The organism is Pseudomonas brassicacearum subsp. brassicacearum, assembly GCF_008801605.1.
Lineage (GTDB): Bacteria > Pseudomonadota > Gammaproteobacteria > Pseudomonadales > Pseudomonadaceae > Aquipseudomonas > Aquipseudomonas brassicacearum.
In genome coordinates, this window is sequence record NZ_VZPJ01000011.1 from 207,856 (window position 1) to 229,862 (window position 22,007).

The window sequence follows — 22,007 nt, forward strand, 5'->3', positions numbered from 1 at the left end:
TCGCCCCTTAGAACCCGCTTTCCCTGACACCCAACGCCGCCAACCGACGCCAGGCCGCTCCCAACACCGACTCGCCCTCGCCCTGCAACACCGCCACCCCACGCAGCGGTTGCACCGGGGCAGAGGTATCGCCCACCGCACTCAGGCGCACGCCGTATTGCGCCTGCACCGGCTCGGCCCGTTGCTGCGAGTCGCGGCGCACCGCAATCGGTCCGTGATGATCAGACGTCAACGCTTGCTGTTCGACCCAGGCCACGCCGTTGGTATCGATTTCATTCAGTTGCACGGCGATGGAGGTGTGCATCGGATCGTCCGCAATGAACCGTCCCGTGGCCCCCGGCTCGACCCGCCAAAGCTCGGCTTCGGTCAAGTACCCGCGCAATCGCGAATCGGTCTGCACCACCCGCGCCAGCGCCTGCGTGGGCGACAACCAGCGCCCGACCGACAGTTGCGGCAACAAGTCGCGCACTTGGCCGGCATGGGGCGCGCGCAGCAACAGGCGTTCACGCTGGGCGACCAGGCCCCGGTATTCGGCCACCGCTTCGGCCAATCGCTGTTCGATGATGCCGGCATCGGCAGCGGTTTCGCTGCGCCCGGCCTGACGCCGCATCTGCAACTGCTGGATCTCGATTTCCCGGCGCACGATGGTCAGGCGCGACGCCATGTCCGGCGACTCCAGCTCAATCAACACATCGCCCTGTGCCACAGTCTGGCCGTCGCGCACATTCACCTGCTTGACCCGGGCCGCCACCGGCGCGTGCAAGGCACTGGCACGCCCGGCCTCGAGCATGGCCGGCACTTCCACCGCGCTGCGCCAGGGCAGCAACAGCACCAACAGCAAAGCCAGCACCACCAGGCTGCTCAGGAGCACCCTAACGCCGTGGGCCTGCTCACGGCGACTCCACCATTGCCGCCATTCATTCACGATGGGCATAAAAATGAACCACACCAATTCCACCATCATCAGAAAAATGCCCAGCACCTTGAAGAACAGGTGATAGACCGCCAGGGCAATCCCGAAAAACAACAACGCCCGCCACAGCCAGGAGCCATAGCCCCACACCAGCAAACGGCGCCGCATCTTCGGCGACCAGGGTTCCGGCGCCGCCGCGCCATAACCGAACAAGGCTTCACGCAGGCGCCAGCGGCACAGGGCGAACGCACGCCCCTGAAGGTTATCCACCGCCCAGAAATCACTGAGCAGGAAATACCCATCGAAGCGCATGAAGGGGTTCAGGTTGATGACCAGCGTGGTGATCCAGGTGGCGCTGGCCAGCATGAACGCCGCGGTGCGCGCCGGCCCGTCGGGCAGCAGCGACCAGGCCAGCAACGCGATGCACGCCAGCACCAGCTCGGCCAGGACCCCGCCGGCACCGATCAGCAACCGCGCGCGGCGGTCATTGATCCGCCAGGCATCGCTGACGTCGGTGTAGAACATCGGCAACAGCACCATGAATGCCACGCCCATGCTTTGCACACGACAGCCCGCACGCTTGGCCATGAATGCATGGCCGAATTCGTGGCACAGCTTGGCGAAGAGCAACGCCGTCCCGAACGCCAGCGCACCGCCCAGGCTGAACAGGTGCGGAAACGTCGCGATGAATCGCTGCCAGTCCCGCGACACCAGGAAAATGCCGGCACCCAAGGTCAGCGGCAGACCATAGCGCAGGATCCCGGGGCCGAACCGCGCCAACCAGGGCCAGGCACGATTGAGAAAAGCGTCCGGGCGCCACAGCGGAATGCGAAAAAACAGGTATTGATGCAGCAGGATCTGCCACAGGCTCTGGCGCTGCGCGGCGGTCTTGAAGAGATAGCTGTCGCGCTGTTGCGGGTCCATCGCGCTGATCAGATCATGACCGCGCAAGAAACCCAGCAACTGCTCCAGCGATTCACCATTGAGTGGCAGGCCTGGCTCGCGGTTCGCGGCTTGCAGCACCTGCTCCGGATCACCCAGGGACCAGTGTCGCAACATGCGCATCGCCGCCGCGCCAAGCTTGAAATAGCGCCCGCGCACCGGATCGGCCAAGGTCCACTGCGGCGAACCGTCCGGGTCCGGCGCCGCCGGGGACAGTTGCAGGTCCGGCCGCAGGCTCGGCAGCTCCATGCTACAGGCCTACGCTCTGGCGCAGGCCGGCCAGTGGTCTACGCAACAGGTACAACGCCAGCGGAGCACGGTCGCCGAAGACCTTCGCCGTACCTCGCAGGCCGATACGCGGCGCTTGAGCATCGAAACGCGCATCCAACCGATACGCCAGTTGCCCGGCGGCGGTAGGCTGCGCTTCATACGCCGAGCGCTCGAGCCAGGCCAGGTGCCGCTGCAACGGGTCGCTGTCGAGAAACAACGCCACTTGCGCACCGGGTTCCAGGGCAATCGCGTCGCCCACCGCCAATTCAATACGCAACTCGGCCTGGTTCGGATCGGCGATCTCCATCAGCCGCTCGCCAGTCTGCACAGGCTTGCCGAGCCAGCGCTCGGCGTCGGCGAACACCGCGATGCCGTCGCGCTCGGCGCGTACTTCGCTGCGCTTGAGCAGTTCAAGCGCGTAGTTGCGCTCGGCGCGTTTCTGTTCGACTCGGGCGGCCAGCAGGTCGATCTTCGAACTCGATTCCGCGTCGGCAAACGAGCGCTGGGAATTGGCCTTGAGTTCTGCCTCGGCCACGCCCAACGCACGCTCGGCCACATCGGCCTGGGCCTTGAGGCTGGTGCTTTCGAAACGCAGCAGCAGGTCACCGTTCTTGACGGCCTGGTTAGGCTTGACCTGGAACTCGGCGATCACCCCATCCAACGGCGCCGCCACCACCTGCCCGCCCAGCGGCACCACTTCGGCCGGGGCCAACACGGACTGGCGCACAGGGATCAGCAAGCCCAGCAACAACACCGCCACCAGGGCGACCTGGCGCTTGCGAGTCCAGCGCAGGCGCCACGGCTTGCGCGGTTGCAGCGCCAGCCACGCATGGCTGTAGGTGTCGCCCAGTTGCGACAGCAGTACTTGTTCAGGCGGGGTCCAAGGCAGGTCGCGGGCCAGCCACAAACCGCCGAACACTTGGGCCTGATGATCGATCAACGGCAGCCAGAACACTTGTCCGGCCGACAAGCTTCGCCAGTCTTCCCGAACGGATTCGCTTACCCCATCGGCGGCAATCACCCGGGCCTGCTTCAGCACCCCCTGCTTGAACAACTGCGCCACGGCCTGCTCGACGAACGCCACGAACGGCGCATTCGGCTCCACGGTGCTGACGCCGGTCACCGCCTGGACCTTGCCGGCGATCAACAACGCGGCGTGGCGAAACCCGAACAGCGCCTGGCCGTCGTTGACCAGGCTGTAGCTCAATTGCGCCGGCGTTCGTGCGGCCCGCGTATGACGCTCCAGGTCGAGGAAGCGGGCAAACACCTGCTCGGCGCTGCCCGATATCGGCGCGTTCACTTGGGCTCCGCGAAACGCGCCGTGCCGCTCATGCCCGACAGCAGGCCGCTGGCATCCGGCACGTTCGCCACCAGCAGCAGGGTCTGGCTGCCCTCATCGATGCGCGCGCCCAGGCGCTTGACCGTCGCTTGCAACGGCTTGCCGGTTTCATCGGGGATAAACGTAAAGGGCTGACCGGGCTTGAGCCTGTCCATCCAGCGTGAAGGCACCAGCAAATGGATCTCCAGGGTGCGGTTGTCGACCACATCCAGCAACGGCGCGCCGGCCGCGACGCTTTCATAACGCTGGACCTTGCGTGCCACCACCTGACCATCGAAGGGTGCGACCACGCTGCAGCGCTTGACCTGGACCTGGTACACCTGGGACTGCGCCTGGGTCTCGTTGAGCCGGGCCTCGGCCCGCGACACTTCAAACCGCCCGACTGACTTCAACGCCGCCAACTGCCGGTTATGCGCCAGTTCCTCACTGGCACCACGGCTGGCCGCCTGGGCCGCATTGAGCTGGGCCTGATAGGCCGAGCAATCGAAACGCGCCAGGGTGTCGCCCTTCTTGAACGACTCACCCTCACTGAACGGCAACTCGACGATACGCCCGGCCAACTCGCTGGCCAGCACCGCCTGATCCCGCGCCCGAAGCACCCCTCGCGCCTCGTTGCCAGACGCACTGGCCGTGGCGTTACTCTCAAGCAATGGATCGTCTGCTACAGGCGTTTGCGCCTGGACACCGCACGCTACAAAGGCCAATCCCACAACCCAACTACTTAAACGTCGCATGACCGTTACTCCCTGACGGATGGGCGGAGTCTACGACAGCGGTAGGGGGCGTCAAGGGAGTAACCGTGAAGCAAGGAGAAATCTCTGTGGCGAGGGGATTTATCCCCGCTGGACTGCGCAGCAGTCCCAAGCATGTATTCAATCTCCCTGAAGTACCGAGGCGTCAGGTTTCGAGGCTGCTACGCAGCCTAACGGGGATAAATCCCCTCGCCACAGGTTATGTGGTTGGCAGACATCGCGCTGCCTACTCCACCAACCTCAACACCCCATCGCAATACACCACCTCACGCCCCAACCACCCCACATCCACCTGAGGCAATACCGCCGAAGGTTTGCGCAATTCACGCAGCAACGTCGAGCCGTGGGACAAGCGTCCGCCCATGCGCGCGATCACGGCACGGGAGCTTTGATAGTGGGCGTGGCGGCCGGGGTCGAGGGTGTCTTCCAGCAGGATGTCCTGGCCCAAAATACCTTGGGCCTGACCCGGGTAGATCAAGAACCCACTCGCCTGCTCGGTGCCTTCACGCCCGTCCTGCCAGAAGCTGCCGTCGCGGCTGCGGATGTCCGGGTGCGGCGCGAACCAATGCGCCCGGTCCACCGTCGGCATGGCGTGATGCAAGCGAAAGAAAATCCGCATCAGGTTGTCGCGATACCATTCGCGCACCTGCAAGTAGTAACCGCGCAAGCCTGGCAGACCGGTCGAATGGGCCAGGCGAATCGTCAGGGGCCATTGTGGGAAGGTCTGCAACGGCAGTTCGGTCGGTGCCGGGCGTGGCGTCGCTGGATCGGTTTCCCAGGGCAGCCGATGCGGACTGTGTTCAAGATTGTCGTAGGCGGTCGGTGGCCGGCCCAGCCAGTCGCCGCCACTGCTGGCCAGGGCACTGGCGATGCACAAGTTGCCTTGCACCACGAACACGTAGAAACGGGTAAACCAGTCGGCCAGTTGCTGGCCGTCTGCGCCTTGTCCGGTCAGTTCCTGCAGCTCTCGGTCAAAACGTCGCAAGCCGTTTTCCAGCGTCAGCAAATGCCCGCGGGCAACGCGTTGCATGCGCAGGAACAACGGCAGCGAACGCAGCAGGCGCAGCGGCCGCCAAGGCAGGTGCGGAGTCGCGCCGCCGACCTCGCCGGCGTAGCTGCTGGCGCTGATGCCCCAGTCGGCCAGCCTGGCGAGAAACAAATCATTGTTGATATACGAAGCGCCGCCAAACACCGCCGTGAAAGGCTCGTTGTCTTGCAGCACCCGCGAGTCCCAACGCGCCATGATCGCCGGAATGCTCGCCGCCGCGCGGCGCTGGGCGTACTCCACCAACACGCTGGGTTGCGGCGGCAGGATCTCGGCGATGTTGGCCGCGGTCAGGTGGCGGCGCCAGCCATAGTCGCTGATCGGTCGGTACTGCAACAGCCAGAGTTGCGTGCCGTCCCAGGCCCATTCAACATCGCCGGGTACGTAGTGGAAGACCCGCAGCACGCCTTGGAGAAAACGCCACAGCAGGTCTGCAGTCAGGCCATGGGCGGGCTTGAAGGTGTCGCTGTTCCACGACGCGCCGAGGCGGGAAATGATCGCGCGCTCGGGGCTCACCTTGCCATCGGCCAACGATTCCAGATGCCCTTCGACCCATTCCAATTCAACGGACAGGTGACGCACGAAGGCGATCCCGGACAGCCGTGGCGTGATGAAGCGCTGCACCACCACTTCCTCGACACCTGCCGCACTCAACTCGGCAATGCGCGCCGGCACGTTGTGCGTCGGCTCGCGCAGGAACGTGGTGCTCAAGCCGGCATTGGCCGCATCGGCCTGATCCTCCCCGTAACTGGAGGAACGCACTGCCCAGAGAGCGTCCGGCTGGCTCTCCAGAAAGTTTGGCAAGCGCGGATCATCACAATCGTTGAGCGACAGCGCCGCAGGCACCGGCTGCCCAGCCAACGCCGCCAGACGCAAGCGGCCGCCTTTGGTATGCGCGACGAAACCACGTTCGCCGGATTCCAGCCACGCCGCGAATTCAGCGGGTGAATCGATCCACGGGTAATGCCCCCAGCCGGGTTTCAGGCTGATGGTCAGATCGGCACGGGCGAGAATGGCCGACCAGGCCGCCGCCTGCGCGACGCCCAGCACCTTGTCCTGATCGCCCCACACCAGTTCGACCGGGTCGGTTATCCACTCCAGCAATGGCAAGGCGGTGTCGGCACGCACCAAGTCCCAGTGCGGCACAAAGGCGCGGCAGCGAGCATAGCCGGCGCCCATGCGCTGGTACTGCGCGGGCGTCCAGGACTGGCTGGAAAATTTGCGGGCAAACAGCGTCGGTTTGTTCGCCAGCAGCCAGTGAATGGTCTTGCGAATCGACAGCGGCGACATCAACGCCGGCAGCCGTCGCTGCCACAAAAACGCACCCACCGGCGCCAACAACACACTGCGACAAAAATGCCCCGGCTGACGTTGCAAGGCGTGCAGCACCAGCAAGGCGTTGACCCCGACCGCCATGATCGCGCTGCCCTTGTCCGTTGCCGCCAGCAACGCCTGGGCGTAGGCCGCCAAGTCTTCGCAGGGAGCCTGAGGGTTGTTGCCGAAGCCGGGCAGTTCCAGCGGCACCACGTCATGGTGTTGAAAGTGCGGCAACGCATCGTCCCACCAATCGGCAGCGCTTCCGTTGCCAGCCAGCAGGTACATCCGGGGCTTGCTCATGGGCGCTCCTCAGGCCAGGTCGCGCAGGGCAGCGCCAAGCGTCGGGTAACGGAACGTATAGCCCGCCTCGACGAGACGACTAGGCAGCACACGTTGGCCGTCGAAAAACAACTGAGCCATTTCGCCTGCCAAAGCACGCACCGGCGCGGCGGGAATGTGGAACCACACCGGGCGCTTGAGCACCTTGCCGACGCTTTCGGCGAACAGCGCCTGACTGACCGTTTCTGGCGCCACCAGGTTGTAGGTGCCACTCAGGCTTTCGTCATCGAAGGCCCGGGCGATCACTTGGATCACGTCGTCGCGGTGCACCCAACTCATGATTTGCCGACCGTCACCCATCCGCCCGCCAAACCCCAGGCGAAATGGAATCAGCAACGGCAACAACGCACCGCCCGGGCCAAACACCACGCCCAGGCGCATCACCACCTGCCGCACACCCAATTCGGTGGCGGGCCGGGCTGAGGCTTCCCAACGCACACAGAGTTCAGCCATGAAGCCATCGCCCTGGGTGGCGCTTTCATCGAGACTTTCACTGGCGTCACGCACGCCATAAAAACCGACGGCCGACGCCTGTATCCACAACGCCGGTTTGTGCCGGGCGTTTTTCAACCAGGTCATCAAGGCTTCGGTGGTATTGACCCGGCTGGCGATGAGTTGCGCCTGGCGCGCGGGGCTCCAGCGCGGCCCGGCCACCGGTGCGCCTGCCAGGTTGATCACCACATCGAAGGTTTCGTCATGACCCAGCTTGCCCAGGGAGCGCAGGCAACGGGCGCGGCCATCAAACAGATAGGCCGCTTTCAATGGATCGCGAGCCAGCACGCTGACTGTGTGCCCGGCGTCGAGCAATTGATTGACCAGCGTCTCGCCGATAAACCCGGTGCCACCCGTGACCAGCACGCGCTTGTAGGCACCACCGGCAAACGGGTTGGCGGGCTTGCCCGCGCGCTGCATGCGCAAGGCCGCCAAGCCGTCGCGAATCCCCGAGGCCGTGACCCCGATGGCGAACAAGGTCAGCAGCCAACCGCGCCAGCCCAGGTCGATCGCGCTCAGGCCGGTGGGCAAACTCGCCCACTGCGCCAGTTGCACGCCGTACAGCGCGAAGAAGGCCCCGCCGTTGACCGCCAGCACCGTGTGCATGATGCGCTCGATGGCGGGCAGCTTGCGGCTACGGTCCTCGACCACGAAATCCCAGAGCGTCAGGCCGATCTCCAGTGCGAACAGCAACGCAATGACGATCGCCCAAGTCCCCTCGAAGGCCAAGTGCGCCATGCCCAGGAACAGGATCCCGTAGAAGCACGAGCGCAGGGCGTGGATGGAGAGCTCCAGTCGGGCACTGTGGCGATAGGGCAAGGCGACGGTGAGTTCGTGGTGGTACAGGGTATCCAGCGCACCGAGGATCGCCTGGGCAATCAGCAGGGTGATGGCCCAGTCCAGCAGTGAAAAGTCAGGCATGGTTTGAATCACTCGACGCGTTGTCAGTCAGGGAGGTGCGGCGGTCGTGGCGATAGAGCCAGAACAGCGGCGGCAATAAAACGAGCAGAGCCAGGCTGTCGAACCATAGGTGGGACCAGACCCGTGCCTGGGCGGAAATCAGCATGTCCTGGGGCGCCCAGAGCAGGATGCCGGCGATCAGCCAGCCCCACGGCATGGCGCTCTTCAGGCGATTGCCGATATGGACGAGGGCGAGCATGTACAGCCCATAGCTCTGCAATGTGGCGCCGAACAAGGCCAGCCACCAGACCTGTTGCGCGCGGGCCGTGACGGGCACTGAGTCGGCTCCCCAGAAAGCCTGTTCGATATTCTGCAGATAACCGTCGAGCAAGCCCGAATGACCGGCCCAGGTCAGCGTGACGCCGGCGAGCAGATGCATCAGGGCGGCGGCATATAACCAAACGACCAGGGCTTTGCGAAGGGGACTGTGAGGGGGTGGCATTCCATGTCCTGAAGGCTTGCTTGAGGGCGGCCAGTCTAAAGGAAATGGAGAGGGCTTTACTTGGCTAATTGTGGCGTGGGGATTTAGCGAAATGTCACACCGCCCTCTGGACCGTAGGAGCTGTGTAGGAGCTGTCGAGTGCAACGAGGCTGCGATCTTTCCCTAGACACTTGAGTCCCAAGATCGCAGCCTCGTTGCACTCGTCAGTTCCTACAGGGTGCAGCCCAGCGGAGCGGTGTGCAGCTTGCATACAGCAAGGTCCTAGGAGATTTCCTTCAAGTTGCGGCGATGTTGGTGAACTTGTCCGGCTCGGGGCTCACCGCTAGTCTGGGTTTGTCACTGAAAAAACGGTGACACGGACGTGCAAGTCCGGGTAAAAGAACGCCAAATAATGCCACCAGCCATTCAATGAGCATTCGTGCCCGTGTTTTATGGCGGCTGTGTGTGGGGAGACCTTCGGGTCTGCCGAGGTTTTTTTGGTGGTTCCTACTCGGTCTTGCACACCCTCACATAGCTGCCACCCTTATATCGCGTGCAAGCGAGCTAGGGCGGCTCTGATTGAATAGGAAGCCAAAACATGTTCAAGGTAACTCCGAATCCGCCAGGAAGCCCTGGCAACTCCGACAAGTCCTCAAAAACCAAAAAACTCGACGAAGCCGCCGAGCGCGTCCTCGACTACTACCTCAATCCCAAACCCACCGATGAAGCCTCGGGCAAAACCCAAACCGCCCAACTCTTCATGGTCGCCCCTGATATCGACACCGAAACCCTGTTGGCCAATGCCTCCGAAGATCTGCTGTCCATCAGCGCCATCGCCGCCGACCTGGCTGATGATGTCGACGGTTCGCGCCGCAGCGTCATCCTGGCGATCAGCCGGATGGCTGATGGGGTGCATTTGTTGGTGGAAAGGGCGATGGATCGGCTTGAGGTTCAAGCGGCGGGCTGACATGCCTGTGGTGAGTTGAAGATTGCCATCGCGAGCAAGCTCGCTCCCACATGGGTTTTGTGTCGAACCCAATATCGAGACACAACACCACCCCACTGTGGGAGCGAGCTTGCTCGCGATGGCGTCAGCCCAGACAACCCATAACCCGTGGCGAGGGAGCTTGCTCCCGCTGGCCTGCGAAGCAGGCCCCCAGCATTCCTTCAGGCAACCCGCATGGCCCGGTTTGCGACTGCTGCGCAGCCGAGCGGGAGCAAGCTCCCTCGCCACAAAGGTGTACTACCGAATCACCGCTGCATCCCCCAGCGCTTCACCGTCACCCGCTCCAGACTGTCGAACACCAGATTCTCCACCAGCAACCCGATCAGAATCACCACCGCCAACCCGGCAAAGACCTTGTCGGTGTACAGCTCGTTGCGGTTCTGGAAGATGTACCAACCCAGGCCTCCTTTGCCGCTGGTGGCGCCGAACACCAGTTCGGCGGCGATCAGGGTACGCCAGGCGAAGGCCCAGCCGATCTTCAGCCCGGCGAGGATCGACGGCAGCGCCGCCGGAATCAGGATGAACAGCACAAAACGCAGGCCCTTGAGCCCGTAGTTGCGCCCGGCCATGCGCAGCGTTTCCGACACACCGAGAAACCCCGAATACATGTTCAACGCCAGTGCCCACAGCACCGAATGCACCAGCACGAAAATCAGGCTGTTCTGCCCCAGGCCAAACCACAAGAGGGCCAGCGGCAACAGGGCGATGGCCGGCAATGGATTGAACATCGACGTCAGGGTGCTGAGCAAGTCGCGACCGAACTGGGTCGACACGGCCAGCGTGGTCAAGCCAAACGCCAGGACGATCCCCAGCAGATAGCCCTTGAGCAGCACCACCAGGGAAATCCACACCTTGCCCAGCAGCTCGCCGCTGAGCAAACCGTCGTACAACGCGCTGGCGGTCTGCAAGAAGCTCGGCAGCAGCAGGTCGTTATTCTGGTATCGGGCCACGCCCTCCCACACCAGCGCCAGCAGCAACAGGATCAGGCTTTTGCGCAACCAACCCTGTTGCCAGAGGCGCTGGCCCAAGGGCAACTCGCGCTCCAGTGGCACGTGGGTCAGGGGTTGCAGATCGACTTCGTACTCTTCGCGCGCAGGCGATAACTGGCTCATGGAACGCTCCCCTTAATACGCGATGCGGATGTCGGTGAAATCCAGCTCACGCTCGATTTCCGGCGACTGGCTTTCATCGAACAGCAACCGATGAATCCGCCGCGCCGTGTGCTGGAACCCCACGCCGCCGAGGCTGTGCAGATCGTATTGATGGCTGTGGATTTCCGCCCGTACCCTTCCTGGGTGCGGTGACAGCAGCAGGATGCGATTGCCCACCACCAACGCTTCTTCGATGGAGTGAGTGACGAAAAGCAGGGTGAAACGCACCTCTTCCCAAAGCAGCAGCAACTCTTCCTGCATCTTGCGTCGGGTCAGGGCATCGAGGGCGGCGAAGGGCTCGTCCATCAGCAGGATTTTCGGTTGCATCGCCAGCGCTCGGGCAATCGCGACGCGGGCCTTCATCCCACCGGACAAGGTGTGTGGGTAGGCATCGGCAAACGCCGCCAGGCCGACTTTGTCGAGATAGTGCAGTGCCCGCTCCTCGGCCTCGCGACGCTTAAGCGTGCCGGATGCCAGCAACGCGAACATCACGTTCTGCTTCACGGTTTTCCAGGGCGGCAGTTGATCGAACTCCTGGAACACCACGATCCGATCCGGTCCCGGCGCGCTGACAGTCTGGCCTTGCAAACGAATCTCGCCTTCGCACGGCGTGATGAAGCCGCCAATGGCCTTGAGCAAAGTGGACTTGCCGCAGCCCGATGGGCCGAGCAGTACGAAACGGTCCGCCGGATCGACTTCGAAACTCACTTGGTGAGTGGCCCGCACCACCCGTTGCGGGGTGCGGTATTCAAGGCTGACATTATCCACGGACAACAACGCGGTACCGGTGGAAGTGGGGTTGCTGGCCGCGTGGCCTTGCAAAAGCGCGTTCATGACAATCAGCTCCCCTGCAGCGGTTTGGCGTCCTGGAAGAAATAATCTTCCCACGACGCCGGTTTGTTCTTGATCGCGCCGACGCGGTAGAGGAACTCGGCCAGCGGGTAGGTATTTTTCGGGCTGACGGTAAATTCGATCTGCGGGTTGTCGATGATCTTCAGCAACGTCGCCCGGTCGATCTTGGCCTTGGTTACCCGCAGGTAAGTGTCCGCCGCCGCGCCTTTGTCCTTCTGAGCGAATTCGGCCGCTTCGGTCAGCGCCTCGACGAATGCCTTGTAGGTTTTCGGGTTTTCATCGCGGAATTTCTCGGTGGCGAACAGCACCGTGGGCGAATTCGGCCCGAGCACGTCATAGGAGTTGAGCACCACGTGGACGTTGGGGTTTTGCAGGGCCTGATCCTGGAACGGCGGGTTGGAAAAGTGCCCGGTCAACTCGGTGCCGCCGGCAATCAACGCCGCCGTGGCGTCCGGATGCGGAACCGCCAGGGTGTACTTGTCGAGGCGATTGAAGTCCTTGTCGCCCCACTGTTTCGCGGCGGCGTATTGCAGCAAACGCGACTGCACCGAAACGCCCACCGCCGGCACCGCGATGCGGTCCTGCTCGGTGAAGTCGGCGATGGTCTTGACGTTCGGGTTGTTGCTCAACAGGTAATAAGGGAAGTTGCCCAGGGAGGCCACGGCCTTGACGTTCTGTTTGCCGCGGGTGCGGTCCCAGACCGTCAGCAACGGCCCGACGCCGGCCCCGGCAATATCGATAGAGCCCGACAGCAACGCATCGTTGACCGCCGCGCCGCCCGACAATTGGGTCCAGTCGACCTTTATCTCGATGCCCTCCTGTTTGCCGTATTTTTCGATCAATTGTTGATCGCGGACCACGTTCAGCAACAGGTAAACGATGCCGAACTGCTCGGCGATACGAATCTCGCCCTCGGCGTGGGCGCTGGCCGGCGCGACCAGGCTGCCGGCCAGCAAGCTGAACCCCAGGCCGATGGCGGCCAGCGGTGCAAAAGCAATGCGTTTGGACATGGAGATTCTCCGGGCTCTTTGCGCGAGGCGCAGCCGATCAGAAAGGGGCGTCGCCCTGGATGGTGGTGCGATACAGCTTGCGGCGCAGATGACTCGGGCAACCGGCGGCCAAGTGGATCAGCGAGCGGTTGTCCCAGAACACCAGGTCATGGGGCTGCCATTGATGGCGATAGATGTTCTGCGGCAGCACGCTGTGGGCATACAGTTCGGCCAGCAGCGCTGCGCTTTCGTCCTCCGGCAGACCGACGATGCGGGTGGTGAACCCCTCGCTGACGAACAACGCCTTGCGCCCGGTTTCCGGGTGGGTGCGTACGATCGGATGCACCACTTCGGCGACCTGGGCCAGTTGCTCCGGCGTGAGCGTCGGGCGCCAGTTGCCTTCGAATTTGGTTTCGCTGTAGCGCGCCGTGTAGGAGTGCGCCGCCGAACGGCCTTCCACGGCTTTACGCAGCGCTTCGGGCAGAGCGTCCCAGGCTTTGTGCATGTCGGCGAACAGCGTGTCGCCGCCTTCGCTCGGCAGTTCCTGGGCGTGGAGCATCGAGCCGAGGCTGGGCAGTTCTTTATAGGAGAGGTCCGAATGCCAGAACTTGCCAGCATCGCCGAGACCGACGGATTGGCCGTTTTCGATGATGTTGGAGACGATGAGGATTTCCGGATGTCCGGCCAACAGGAACTGCTTGAGCACATGGATCTGCAGCACGCCAAAACGACGGCTGAAGGCGATCTGTTGTTCCGGGGTGATGCGTTGGTCGCGGAACACCACGACGTGATAGTCCAGGTGTGCGCGGTGGATGCGGGCGAAATCCTGGTCGTTGACCGGTCGGGACAGGTCCAGCCCGACGATTTCGGCGCCTACGGCATCGCGCAACGGACGGATTTCGAACGACTGCGGGGCAATGTTCGCGATAGGTGAATCTGGAGAATAAGAGACGGCTGACATACATCACTCCCACGCACAGCGCGCTTGAACAGGCGCGCAATCGATCAAAACTCACGGCGTTACCGTGTTGGTTTGTGTCGTGCGGCGCGCCGATTGGTCGGCAGGTACGCAGGGGGATGACTTTAAAGGCATAAGAACAGTAATTTAAATACCGTTAACGAATAACGATATGACCTGGAGTTTTGCACCGCACCGCTGTGGGAGCAAGGCTTGCCCGCGATGAAGACAACGCGATCCGAGGCGCCTGTTTAGCGAGCAAGCTTTGCCCCCACACATGGGAATGTAGCCAAGGATGCTCTGCGCTCCGAAAAGCGTGACGCGGAGCGTCACAGGAGGCATTCCCACGCGGAGCGTGGGAACGATCAACCAACGATCAACCAGGGCGCTACCGCTCGTGCAACGCCTCGGACCGGGCCTTGATGATGGGCTTGAGCAGGTAGCTGAGCACGGTTTTCTTGCCGGTGATGATGTCCACCGACGCCACCATGCCCGGAATGATCAGCAGCGGTTTTTCATCGGTGCCCAGGTGGCTGCGTTCGGTGCGCAGCTTGATGACGTAGTAGGTGGTTTTCTTGTCTTCATCGGTGATGGTGTCGGCGCCGATCTGTTCCAGCTTGGCTTTCATCCCGCCGTAGATGGTGTAGTCGTACGCGGTGAATTTCACCGTGGCGTCCTGGCCGGGGTGCAGGAAGGCGATGTCCTGAGGACGGATTTTCGCTTCCACCAGGATGGTGTCGTCCAGCGGCACGATTTCCACCAGGTCGCTGCCGGGCTGGATCACGCCGCCGATGGTGTTCACCAGCAACTTGTTGACGATGCCGCGCACGGGCGACGTCACCAGGGTCCGGCTCACCCGATCTTCCAGGGCTTTGCCAGTGGCCTGGGCCTTGTTCAGGTCGGTGCGAGCTTCGTTGAGCTGCGTCAAGGCTTCGCTGCGGAACTTGCCACGGGTCTCGTCGATCTTGCGCTGTACTTCCTTGATCGCCGATTCGGCACGCGGGATCGCCAACGTCGTGGCGTCCAGTTGCCCACGGGTCTCGACCTCGGCGCGCTTGAGCCGCAGCACTTCCACTGGCGACACCGCGCCCTGTGCCACCAGCGGCTCGGACATGTTGATTTCCTGGCGTTGCAGCGCCAGGCCGGAGCGGTACTGCGCCTGCTTGGACACGAATTCGCGCAGTTCCTGCTGGCGCTGGATCAACTGCTCCTGCAAGCCGCCGATTTCATCGTGCAACTGCTGGCGGCGGCTGAGGTACAGCGACTCCTCGCTGGCGGCCTGGCCCGGCACCGCCTTGAGCACATCGGCCGGGAAGTTGAGCGGCCGGTCGTCGACCTCGGCACTCAGGCGCTCGACCCGCAACAGCATGGACAGGCGATCGGCCTCGGTTTCGCCGACGTTGGAGACAAACCGGGTGTCGTCCAGGCGAATCAACGACGCGCCGGCATCGACGATCTGCCCTTCCTTTACGAACAGCTCGGCGACGATGCCGCCTTCCAGGTTCTGGATCTTCTGGATCTTGGACGATGGGATCGCCTTGCCGTCGCCCTTGGTCACTTCGTCGATCTCGGCGAAGTTGGCCCACAGCATCAGGAACACAAAGAAGCCGATGATGCCCCAGATCGTCAAACGCACCACCCGCGGAGCGTCCTCGATCAGGGCTTTGTTGACCTCGGGCAGCGGTTGGCCGTGCAGCGAGTCGGAACCTTTGAAATAACGGCCCACCGCGCCCTTGAAACCGGATTTAAGCAACACTGATCTGCCCCTTCTTCAACGCTTCCATGACAGCGGCTTTCGGGCCGTCGGCGAGGATCTGTCCACGGTCGATCACCAACAGGCGGTCCACCAGCGACAGCAAGGATGCACGGTGCGTCACCAGCAACACGGTCTTGTTTTCCACCACGGCAGCCAAGCGCTGTTTCAAGCGTTCTTCACCGGTGTTGTCCATGGCGCTGGTGGGTTCGTCCAACAACAGGATGGGCGGGTTGAGCAGCAGCGCGCGGGCCAGGGCGACGTTCTGGCGCTGACCACCGGACAGGTTCTGTCCGCGCTCACCGACTTGCAGTTCATAGCCTTGCGGATGCAGGCGGGCAAATTCATGCACGCCCGCCAGTTCAGCGGCCTGGAGCACCAGTTCATCTTCGACGTAACGGGCGCCGGAGGTCAGGTTGTCCCGCAGGGTACCGGCCAGCAGCTGGATGTCCTGGGGCACGTAGCCAATGTTGTAGCGCAGCTCGCTGACGTCGATCTGGCGGATGTCCACGCCGTCCACCAGCAAGGCGCCGTCGTCGGGTTGGTAAAGCCCCACCAGCAACTTGGCCAGGGAACTCTTGCCCGAGCCGCTGCGGCCAATGATGCCGATTTTCTCGCCCGGCTTGATCACCAGGTTGATGTTCTTCAGCGCGGGGTTCTGCTGGTTCGGATAAGTGAAATTCAACTGACGGCATTCGACGGCACCCTGCAGGACCTTGCGGCTCAGGGGGCGCTCGTCGAAATTGCGCTCTTGGGGCAGCTCCATCATCTGGTCGACGGACGTCATGGTCACCCGCGCCTGTTGGTAGCGGGTCAGCAGGCCCGACAGCGAAGCCAACGGGCTGAGGGCGCGACCGCTGAGCATGTAGCAGGCAACCAGCCCACCCATGCTCAGGCTACCGGCGATGATCAGGTAAACGCCGAAGACGATCATGACCACCCCGGCCAGTTGCTGGATCAGCAAGGTGATGTTCATTGCCAGGCCGGACAGCATCTTCACCCGCAGTTCGAGGCGGCTGAGGGTGCCGATGGTCTGTTCCCACTGGTATTGGCGTTCGCTCTCGGCGTTGTTGACCTTCACCGCGTCCAGGCCGGCCAGGGTTTCGATCAGGCTGGATTGGCGCTCGGCGCCCAAGGCCATGGTTCGCTCCATGGTCGCCACCAAAGGCTTCTGCAGCGCATAGCCGATCAGCAGGGCAATCGGGAACGCCAGCACCGGAATCCACACCAGGTGCCCGCCGATAATCGCGATGACCATGAAGATCAGCAGGGTGAACGGCAGGTCGATCAGGCTGGTGAGGGTCAGCGAAGCAAGGAAGTCCCGCAGGCTCTGGAACTCATGGATGTTCTGGGCAAAGCTGCCGACCCGCGCCGGGCGGTATTTCATGGACATGCCGACGATGCGCTCGAACAGCGTCGCCGAGATGATCAGGTCGGTTTTCTTGCCCGCCAGGTCCAGGCACAGGCTGCGCAGCATCTTGAGGATCAGGTCGAAGACATAGGCGCCGGTGATACCAACGGCCAATACCCACAGAGTCGATTCGGCCTGGTTCGGCACCACGCGGTCGTAGACGTTCATCACGAACAGCGGCGCGGCCATGGCGATGATGTTGATCAGCAGGCTCGCCGCGATGGCATCGGCGTACAGCCAGCGGGACCGTTTGAGGGTGTCGCGAAACCACGAACGCGCCCGAGGGATCAGCGTGCCGTGGTTAACGTCAAATTTATGCTGCGGCTGGGCGAAGAACACCTTGCCGCTGTAGTCATCGGCCAGCAGTTCACGGCTGATGGTCACCTCACCGCCGTCGCTTTCGCTGAGCAGCAACCGCGCCTGGTCGTCGCCAACCCAGCCCAGCAGCACGGCACTGCGGCCGTCCTTGAGCAACAACAGCGCTGGCATGGCGATGGTCGGGATCTGCTCGAGCTTGCGTTGCAGCACCCGACCTTGCAGACCGGCACGGGCCGCCGCGCGCGACAATAATTCGACGCTCAGCCGCTGCTTGGGCAGCGGCAGGCCGGTGGTGAGCATCGCCGCGCTGGCCGGCTTCTGATGCAGCATGCAGAGCGCCAGCAAGCCGTCCAGCAGCGGGTCGTCGTGCAGCGTGCGCGGGTCATGAACTAGTTCGACTGGACTGACTTCTGATTCCACGCTCGGCACTCTGACTGATTAAAACGGGTGGTAGGACTCAATTCATCCCAGGCAACTGGACCTTGGGCTTCATGTCGTTCTGCACAACCGATGCCAACGGCGCGACCACACCCTGGCTTTTCAACAGCTGGCCCATGGTTGCCTTGATCCGGTACTGGGTGAACAGCTGCACATTCTTGATTTCCGCCAGGCGACGGGAAGCGCTGAACAGCTCGTTTTCGCTGTCGAGCAAGTCGAGCAGGGTCCGCTCGCCGAGGCTGAACTGCTTCTGGTAGGCGGTGCGCACGTTAGCGCTGCGATCCACGTATTGCTGGGCGACCGGCACCTGGGCATTGGCGTTGTTCAAGGCGTTCCAGGCCAGGCCCAGCTCTTCGTTCAACTGGCGCAGCGCGTTGTTGCGAATGTCCAGGGCCTGGTTGGACAGGTACGACTTGGATTCCAGGTCCGCCTTGTTGCTGCCGCCGGCATACAGGTTGAAACGCATGCGCAGCATGGCTTGCCATTCATTGTTGTGACCGTTCTGGCCGTCCAGGTCGTTGTCGGCAGTGCGGCCCAGCTCGGCGTCGAAGCGTGGGTAGAAGCTCGACTTGGCTGCTTCGTACTGCTGCTCGGCAGCGGCGATGTCGGCTTCGGCCGAACGCAGCACCGGGCTGTTTTCCAGCATCTGGGCACGGGCTTCGGTCAGGTTGGCCGGCAGCAACGCCAGAAAATCAGCAGGACGTTCCAGTTGATCGGGCAGTTGTCCAACGGCGCTGAGGTAGTTGGTCTCGGCATCGGCCAGGTTGGTTTGTTCGGTGATCAGGTTGTTGCGGGCCTGAGCCATGCGCGCTTCGGCCTGGTCCAGGTCGGCGCCGCTGCCCACGCCGCGGGAAGTACGCAGCTTGATCTGGTCGAAGATGCGCTCGTGGCTCTTGAGGTTTTCCTCGGCCAGGCGCACGAACTCGCGACGGGTCAGCACGTCCAGGTAGACCTGGGCCACTGTCAACCCGGTGCGCTCGGACGCGTCCAGCAACGAGTAGGCACGGGCATTGACGGTGGCTTGCTGACGCCCCACTTCGCTGGACGTCGCAAAACCGTCAAAAACCATTTGCGACAGGCGCAGGCTCGACTCGCTACGGTTCAGGGTTTCCCAATGATTGGTCCCGCCCGACCGGGTGGTGACGCTGTCGGTGCCTTCACGGCCGTATCCGGCTGCAAGGTCCACTCTAGGCAGGTAGCCGCCCTTGGCCGCCTTGAGTTGGTAATCCGCCGCGAGGCGACTGTTCACGCCAGCCTGGATTTCAGGATGGACATCCAGCGCCTGTTGCATGGCCTGCGGCAAGGTTTGTGCTTGTACGAAACTGGCGGCGAGAGCAAAGGGTAAAGCCTTGAACAGGTACAGACGCATGATGGATTTCTTCCTGAAACACTTGTCTTGGATCACAGCGAAACGTGGCGCTGCATCGGATGATGGCAACCGGAATGACCGTATGTCGGAAAGTTCAAAACAGGAGCTGGAACACGCACTGAAAGAACAGGTCGCCGCTTAAATATCAATGTGACATTACCTCGGCGATTGTTTAGGATGGCCGGCAGAAGGTCAATAGTTTGGCACAAACAAAATAATTGAGAAAACACAGCCAAAATATTGACATGTAAAAGCGTCAAATAACCTTACTTTGTGAACATGTACGTCCAGACCGCTGCAGCCTACAAGCTGACGGGTCCATGGAAGTCTACTGAGCGTGACACCCGGAGAGTCTTCAATGAGCAGTGTTATTGCCGTTGTCAAAAGCATTGTTGGTCAGGTTTTCGTCGTATCCCCAGAGGGCATCCGGCGCGTACTCATTGAAGGCGATCGCCTGTACACGGGCGATCAGTTGGACACTGGCCCTTCTGGCGCCGTCACATTGGATCTGGCCGATGGCCGCACCCTGGACCTGGGCCGCGACACCCAGTGGAGCGCCAATGCCCCGGACTCCTCCACCGACCTGGCACAAGCCACTGCCCAGGCCGCGCCGTCGGTAGAAGAGCTGCAACAAGCCATCGCCGCGGGTGTCGATCCGACGACCGCCCTGGAAGCCACCGCCGCCGGCGCCACTGCCGCAGGTACGGGCGGCGCCGCCGGTGGCGGCCACAGCTTTGTGGTGTTGGATGCCACCGCTGGTAGCGTCGACCCTACTGTCGGTTTCCCAACTGAAGGTCTCGCTGCGGCGGCTGCCACCGATAACAACACCCTGGGTGGCGATACTACGGATACGACCGCCAACGCTGTCCTCAATGCGACGATGACCCTGAGCGCCACGCCGACCCTGACCGAAGCCGGCGGCGTGCTGGTCTACACCGCGACCGTGACCCAGGCCCCGCAAACCGCCTTGACCGTGACCTTGTCCAACGGCGCGGTCATCGTGATCCCGGCGGGTCAGCTGACCGGTAGCGTCAACGTTCCACTCGCGCCGAATGACACGGTCTACAACGACCCAAGCCAGATCAGCGTGACCGTCACTGGCACCACCGGTGGCACTGGCATTGCCGTGACCGTGCCCACCACGCCGGCCGTGACCCAGATCACCGACACCATCGACACCACCACCGTCACCCTGAGCGCGGGCAATACCGTCACCGAAGGCGGCCAGATCACCTACACCGCCACCCTGACCAACCCGGCTCAAACTCCGGTGACCGTGACCTTGAGCAATGGCTCGGTCATCACCATCGCCGCCGGCCAGACTACCGGCACCGTTAACGTCGATACTCCGGCTAATGACGTCTACAACAACGGCAGCACGGTCAGCACCACCATTACCGGTGCGACCGGTGGCAACTTCGAAAACCTGGTCCCGAGCACGACGCCTGCGGTTACTACGATTACCGATTCGGTGGACACCACTGGCCTGACCCTGACCGCCAGCAATACCATCACCGAAGGCGGCCAGATTACCTACACCGCTACCCTGACCAACCCGGCCCAGACCCCGGTGACGGTAACCTTGAGCAACGGCTCGGTCATCACCATCGCCGCCGGCCAGACCTCTGGCACCGTTAATGTCGAGACGCCGGCTAATGACGTCTACAACAACGGCAGCACCGTCAGCACCACCATTACCGGTGCGACAGGTGGCAACTTCGAAAACCTGGTGCCGAGCACGACGCCTGCGGTCACCACAATTACCGATTCGGTGGACAGCACTGGCCTGACCCTGACCGCCAGCAACACCATCACCGAAGGCGGTTCGATTGTTTACACCGCCACCCTGACCAACCCGGCCCAGACTCCGGTGACCGTGACCCTGAGCAACGGCTCGGTCATCACCATCGCCGCCGGCCAGACCACTGGCACCGTTAACGTCGAGACGCCAGCTAATGACGTCTATAACAACGGCAGCACGGTCAGCACCACCATTACCGGTGCGACCGGTGGCAACTTCGAAAACCTGGTGCCGAGCACGGCGCCTGCAGTCACCACGATTACCGATTCGGCGGATACCACTGGCCTGACTCTGACGGCCAGCAACACCATCACCGAAGGCGGCCAGATTACCTACACCGCCACCCTGACCAACCCGGCCCAGACTCCGGTGACCGTGACCCTGAGCAACGGCTCGGTCATCACCATCGCCGCCGGCCAGACTACCGGGACCGTCAACGTCGAGACGCCGGCTAATGACGTCTACAACAACGGCAGCACGGTCAGCACCACCATTACCGGTGCGACCGGTGGCAACTTCGAAAATCTGGTGCCGAGCACGACGCCTGCGGTTACTACGATTACCGATTCGGTGGACACCACCGGCCTGACCCTGACCGCCAGCAACACCATCACCGAAGGCGGCCAGATTACCTACACCGCCACCCTGACCAACCCGGCCCAGACTCCGGTGACCGTGACCCTGAGCAACGGCTCGGTCATCACCATCGCCGCCGGCCAGACCACTGGCACCGTTAACGTCGAGACGCCAGCTAATGACGTCTATAACAACGGCAGCACGGTCAGCACTACGATCACCGGCGCAACCGGCGGCAACTTCGAAAATCTGGTGCCGAGCACGACGCCTGCGGTCACCACGATTACCGATTCGGTGGACAGCACTGGCCTGACCCTGACCGCCAGCGACACCATCACCGAAGGCGGTTCGATTGTTTACACCGCGACGCTGACCAACCCGGCCCAGACCCCGGTGACGGTGACCTTGAGCAACGGCTCGGTCATTACCATCGCTGCTGGCCAGACTACCGGGACCGTCAACGTCGAGACGCCAGCCAATGACGTCTATAACAACGGCAGCACGGTCAGCACCACCATTACCGGTGCGACCGGTGGCAACTTCGAAAACCTGGTGCCGAGCACGGCGCCTGCAGTCACCACGATTACCGATTCGG

Annotated in this window: 16 protein-coding genes; 3 read left to right on the forward strand and 13 right to left on the reverse strand. The window is 62.6% G+C overall.

The window, feature by feature from the left end:
* Window positions 1-7: 7 nt before the first annotated feature.
* From F7R20_RS23320 to F7R20_RS23345, 6 genes are all read right to left on the reverse strand, one after another.
* Window positions 8-2,104 (reverse strand): biotin/lipoyl-binding protein, encoded by a 2,097-nt coding sequence (locus F7R20_RS23320; protein ID WP_003196577.1) that lies wholly within the window; start codon window positions 2,102-2,104, stop codon window positions 8-10.
* Window position 2,105: 1 nt separating this feature from the next.
* Entirely contained in the window at window positions 2,106-3,425 is a 1,320-nt protein-coding gene (locus tag F7R20_RS23325; RefSeq protein WP_003196575.1) for an efflux RND transporter periplasmic adaptor subunit, read from the reverse strand.
* The gene (locus F7R20_RS23330; protein ID WP_003196573.1) at window positions 3,422-4,198 is read right to left on the reverse strand and encodes an efflux RND transporter periplasmic adaptor subunit; all 777 of its coding nucleotides are present in this window, start codon (window positions 4,196-4,198) and stop codon (window positions 3,422-3,424) included. The genes F7R20_RS23325 and F7R20_RS23330 overlap by 4 nt, the downstream gene beginning before the upstream one ends.
* Before the next feature lie 244 nt (window positions 4,199-4,442).
* Window positions 4,443-6,878: an alpha/beta fold hydrolase gene (locus F7R20_RS23335; protein ID WP_033028045.1), complete on the reverse strand. Its 2,436-nt coding sequence runs from the start codon at window positions 6,876-6,878 to the stop codon at window positions 4,443-4,445.
* A gap of 9 nt (window positions 6,879-6,887) precedes the next feature.
* Window positions 6,888-8,330: a TIGR01777 family oxidoreductase gene (locus tag F7R20_RS23340; protein ID WP_003196569.1), complete on the reverse strand. Its 1,443-nt coding sequence runs from the start codon at window positions 8,328-8,330 to the stop codon at window positions 6,888-6,890.
* Window positions 8,323-8,811: a hypothetical protein gene (locus F7R20_RS23345; RefSeq protein ID WP_033028044.1), complete on the reverse strand. Its 489-nt coding sequence runs from the start codon at window positions 8,809-8,811 to the stop codon at window positions 8,323-8,325. Before F7R20_RS23345 ends, F7R20_RS23340 begins: the two co-directional genes overlap by 8 nt.
* Before the next feature lie 577 nt (window positions 8,812-9,388).
* Between F7R20_RS23345 and F7R20_RS23350 the strand changes: the two genes are divergently transcribed.
* Window positions 9,389-9,757 carry a DUF6124 family protein gene (locus tag F7R20_RS23350; protein WP_003196566.1) on the forward strand — a complete coding sequence of 123 codons (369 nt, stop codon included), beginning with the start codon at window positions 9,389-9,391 and terminating at the stop codon, window positions 9,755-9,757.
* 284 nt (window positions 9,758-10,041) lie between these two features.
* Here the strand turns inward: F7R20_RS23350 and F7R20_RS23355 are convergent, their stop codons facing one another.
* The 7 genes from F7R20_RS23355 to F7R20_RS23385 form a co-directional block, all read right to left on the reverse strand.
* Window positions 10,042-10,908, reverse strand: a complete 867-nt coding sequence (locus tag F7R20_RS23355; protein ID WP_003196564.1) for an ABC transporter permease — start codon at window positions 10,906-10,908, stop codon at window positions 10,042-10,044.
* Window positions 10,909-10,920: 12 nt separating this feature from the next.
* Complete coding sequence (locus F7R20_RS23360) at window positions 10,921-11,781, reverse strand: ABC transporter ATP-binding protein (RefSeq protein ID WP_003196562.1); 861 nt, start codon at window positions 11,779-11,781, stop codon at window positions 10,921-10,923.
* Window positions 11,782-11,786: 5 nt separating this feature from the next.
* Window positions 11,787-12,809, reverse strand: coding sequence for an ABC transporter substrate-binding protein (locus F7R20_RS23365; protein WP_003196560.1), 1,023 nt, complete (start codon window positions 12,807-12,809; stop codon window positions 11,787-11,789).
* A 37-nt stretch (window positions 12,810-12,846) separates the two neighbouring features.
* Window positions 12,847-13,749, reverse strand: a complete 903-nt coding sequence (locus F7R20_RS23370) for a TauD/TfdA dioxygenase family protein (RefSeq protein WP_003196558.1) — start codon at window positions 13,747-13,749, stop codon at window positions 12,847-12,849.
* A 385-nt stretch (window positions 13,750-14,134) separates the two neighbouring features.
* A complete protein-coding gene (locus tag F7R20_RS23375; RefSeq protein ID WP_003196556.1) occupies window positions 14,135-15,502 on the reverse strand; it encodes an HlyD family type I secretion periplasmic adaptor subunit in 1,368 nt (455 codons plus the stop codon).
* Window positions 15,492-17,648 carry a type I secretion system permease/ATPase gene (locus F7R20_RS23380; RefSeq protein WP_003196554.1) on the reverse strand — a complete coding sequence of 719 codons (2,157 nt, stop codon included), beginning with the start codon at window positions 17,646-17,648 and terminating at the stop codon, window positions 15,492-15,494. Before F7R20_RS23380 ends, F7R20_RS23375 begins: the two co-directional genes overlap by 11 nt.
* Window positions 17,649-17,685: 37 nt before the next feature.
* Window positions 17,686-19,035 carry a TolC family outer membrane protein gene (locus tag F7R20_RS23385; protein ID WP_003196552.1) on the reverse strand — a complete coding sequence of 450 codons (1,350 nt, stop codon included), beginning with the start codon at window positions 19,033-19,035 and terminating at the stop codon, window positions 17,686-17,688.
* Between F7R20_RS23385 and F7R20_RS31720 the strand changes: the two genes are divergently transcribed.
* Window positions 19,034-19,177 carry a hypothetical protein gene (locus F7R20_RS31720; RefSeq protein ID WP_155252638.1) on the forward strand — a complete coding sequence of 48 codons (144 nt, stop codon included), beginning with the start codon at window positions 19,034-19,036 and terminating at the stop codon, window positions 19,175-19,177. The genes F7R20_RS23385 and F7R20_RS31720 overlap by 2 nt on opposite strands.
* A gap of 216 nt (window positions 19,178-19,393) precedes the next feature.
* Window positions 19,394-22,007: retention module-containing protein (locus F7R20_RS23390; protein WP_151180615.1), on the forward strand; the 2,614-nt coding region annotated here is incomplete at its 3' end.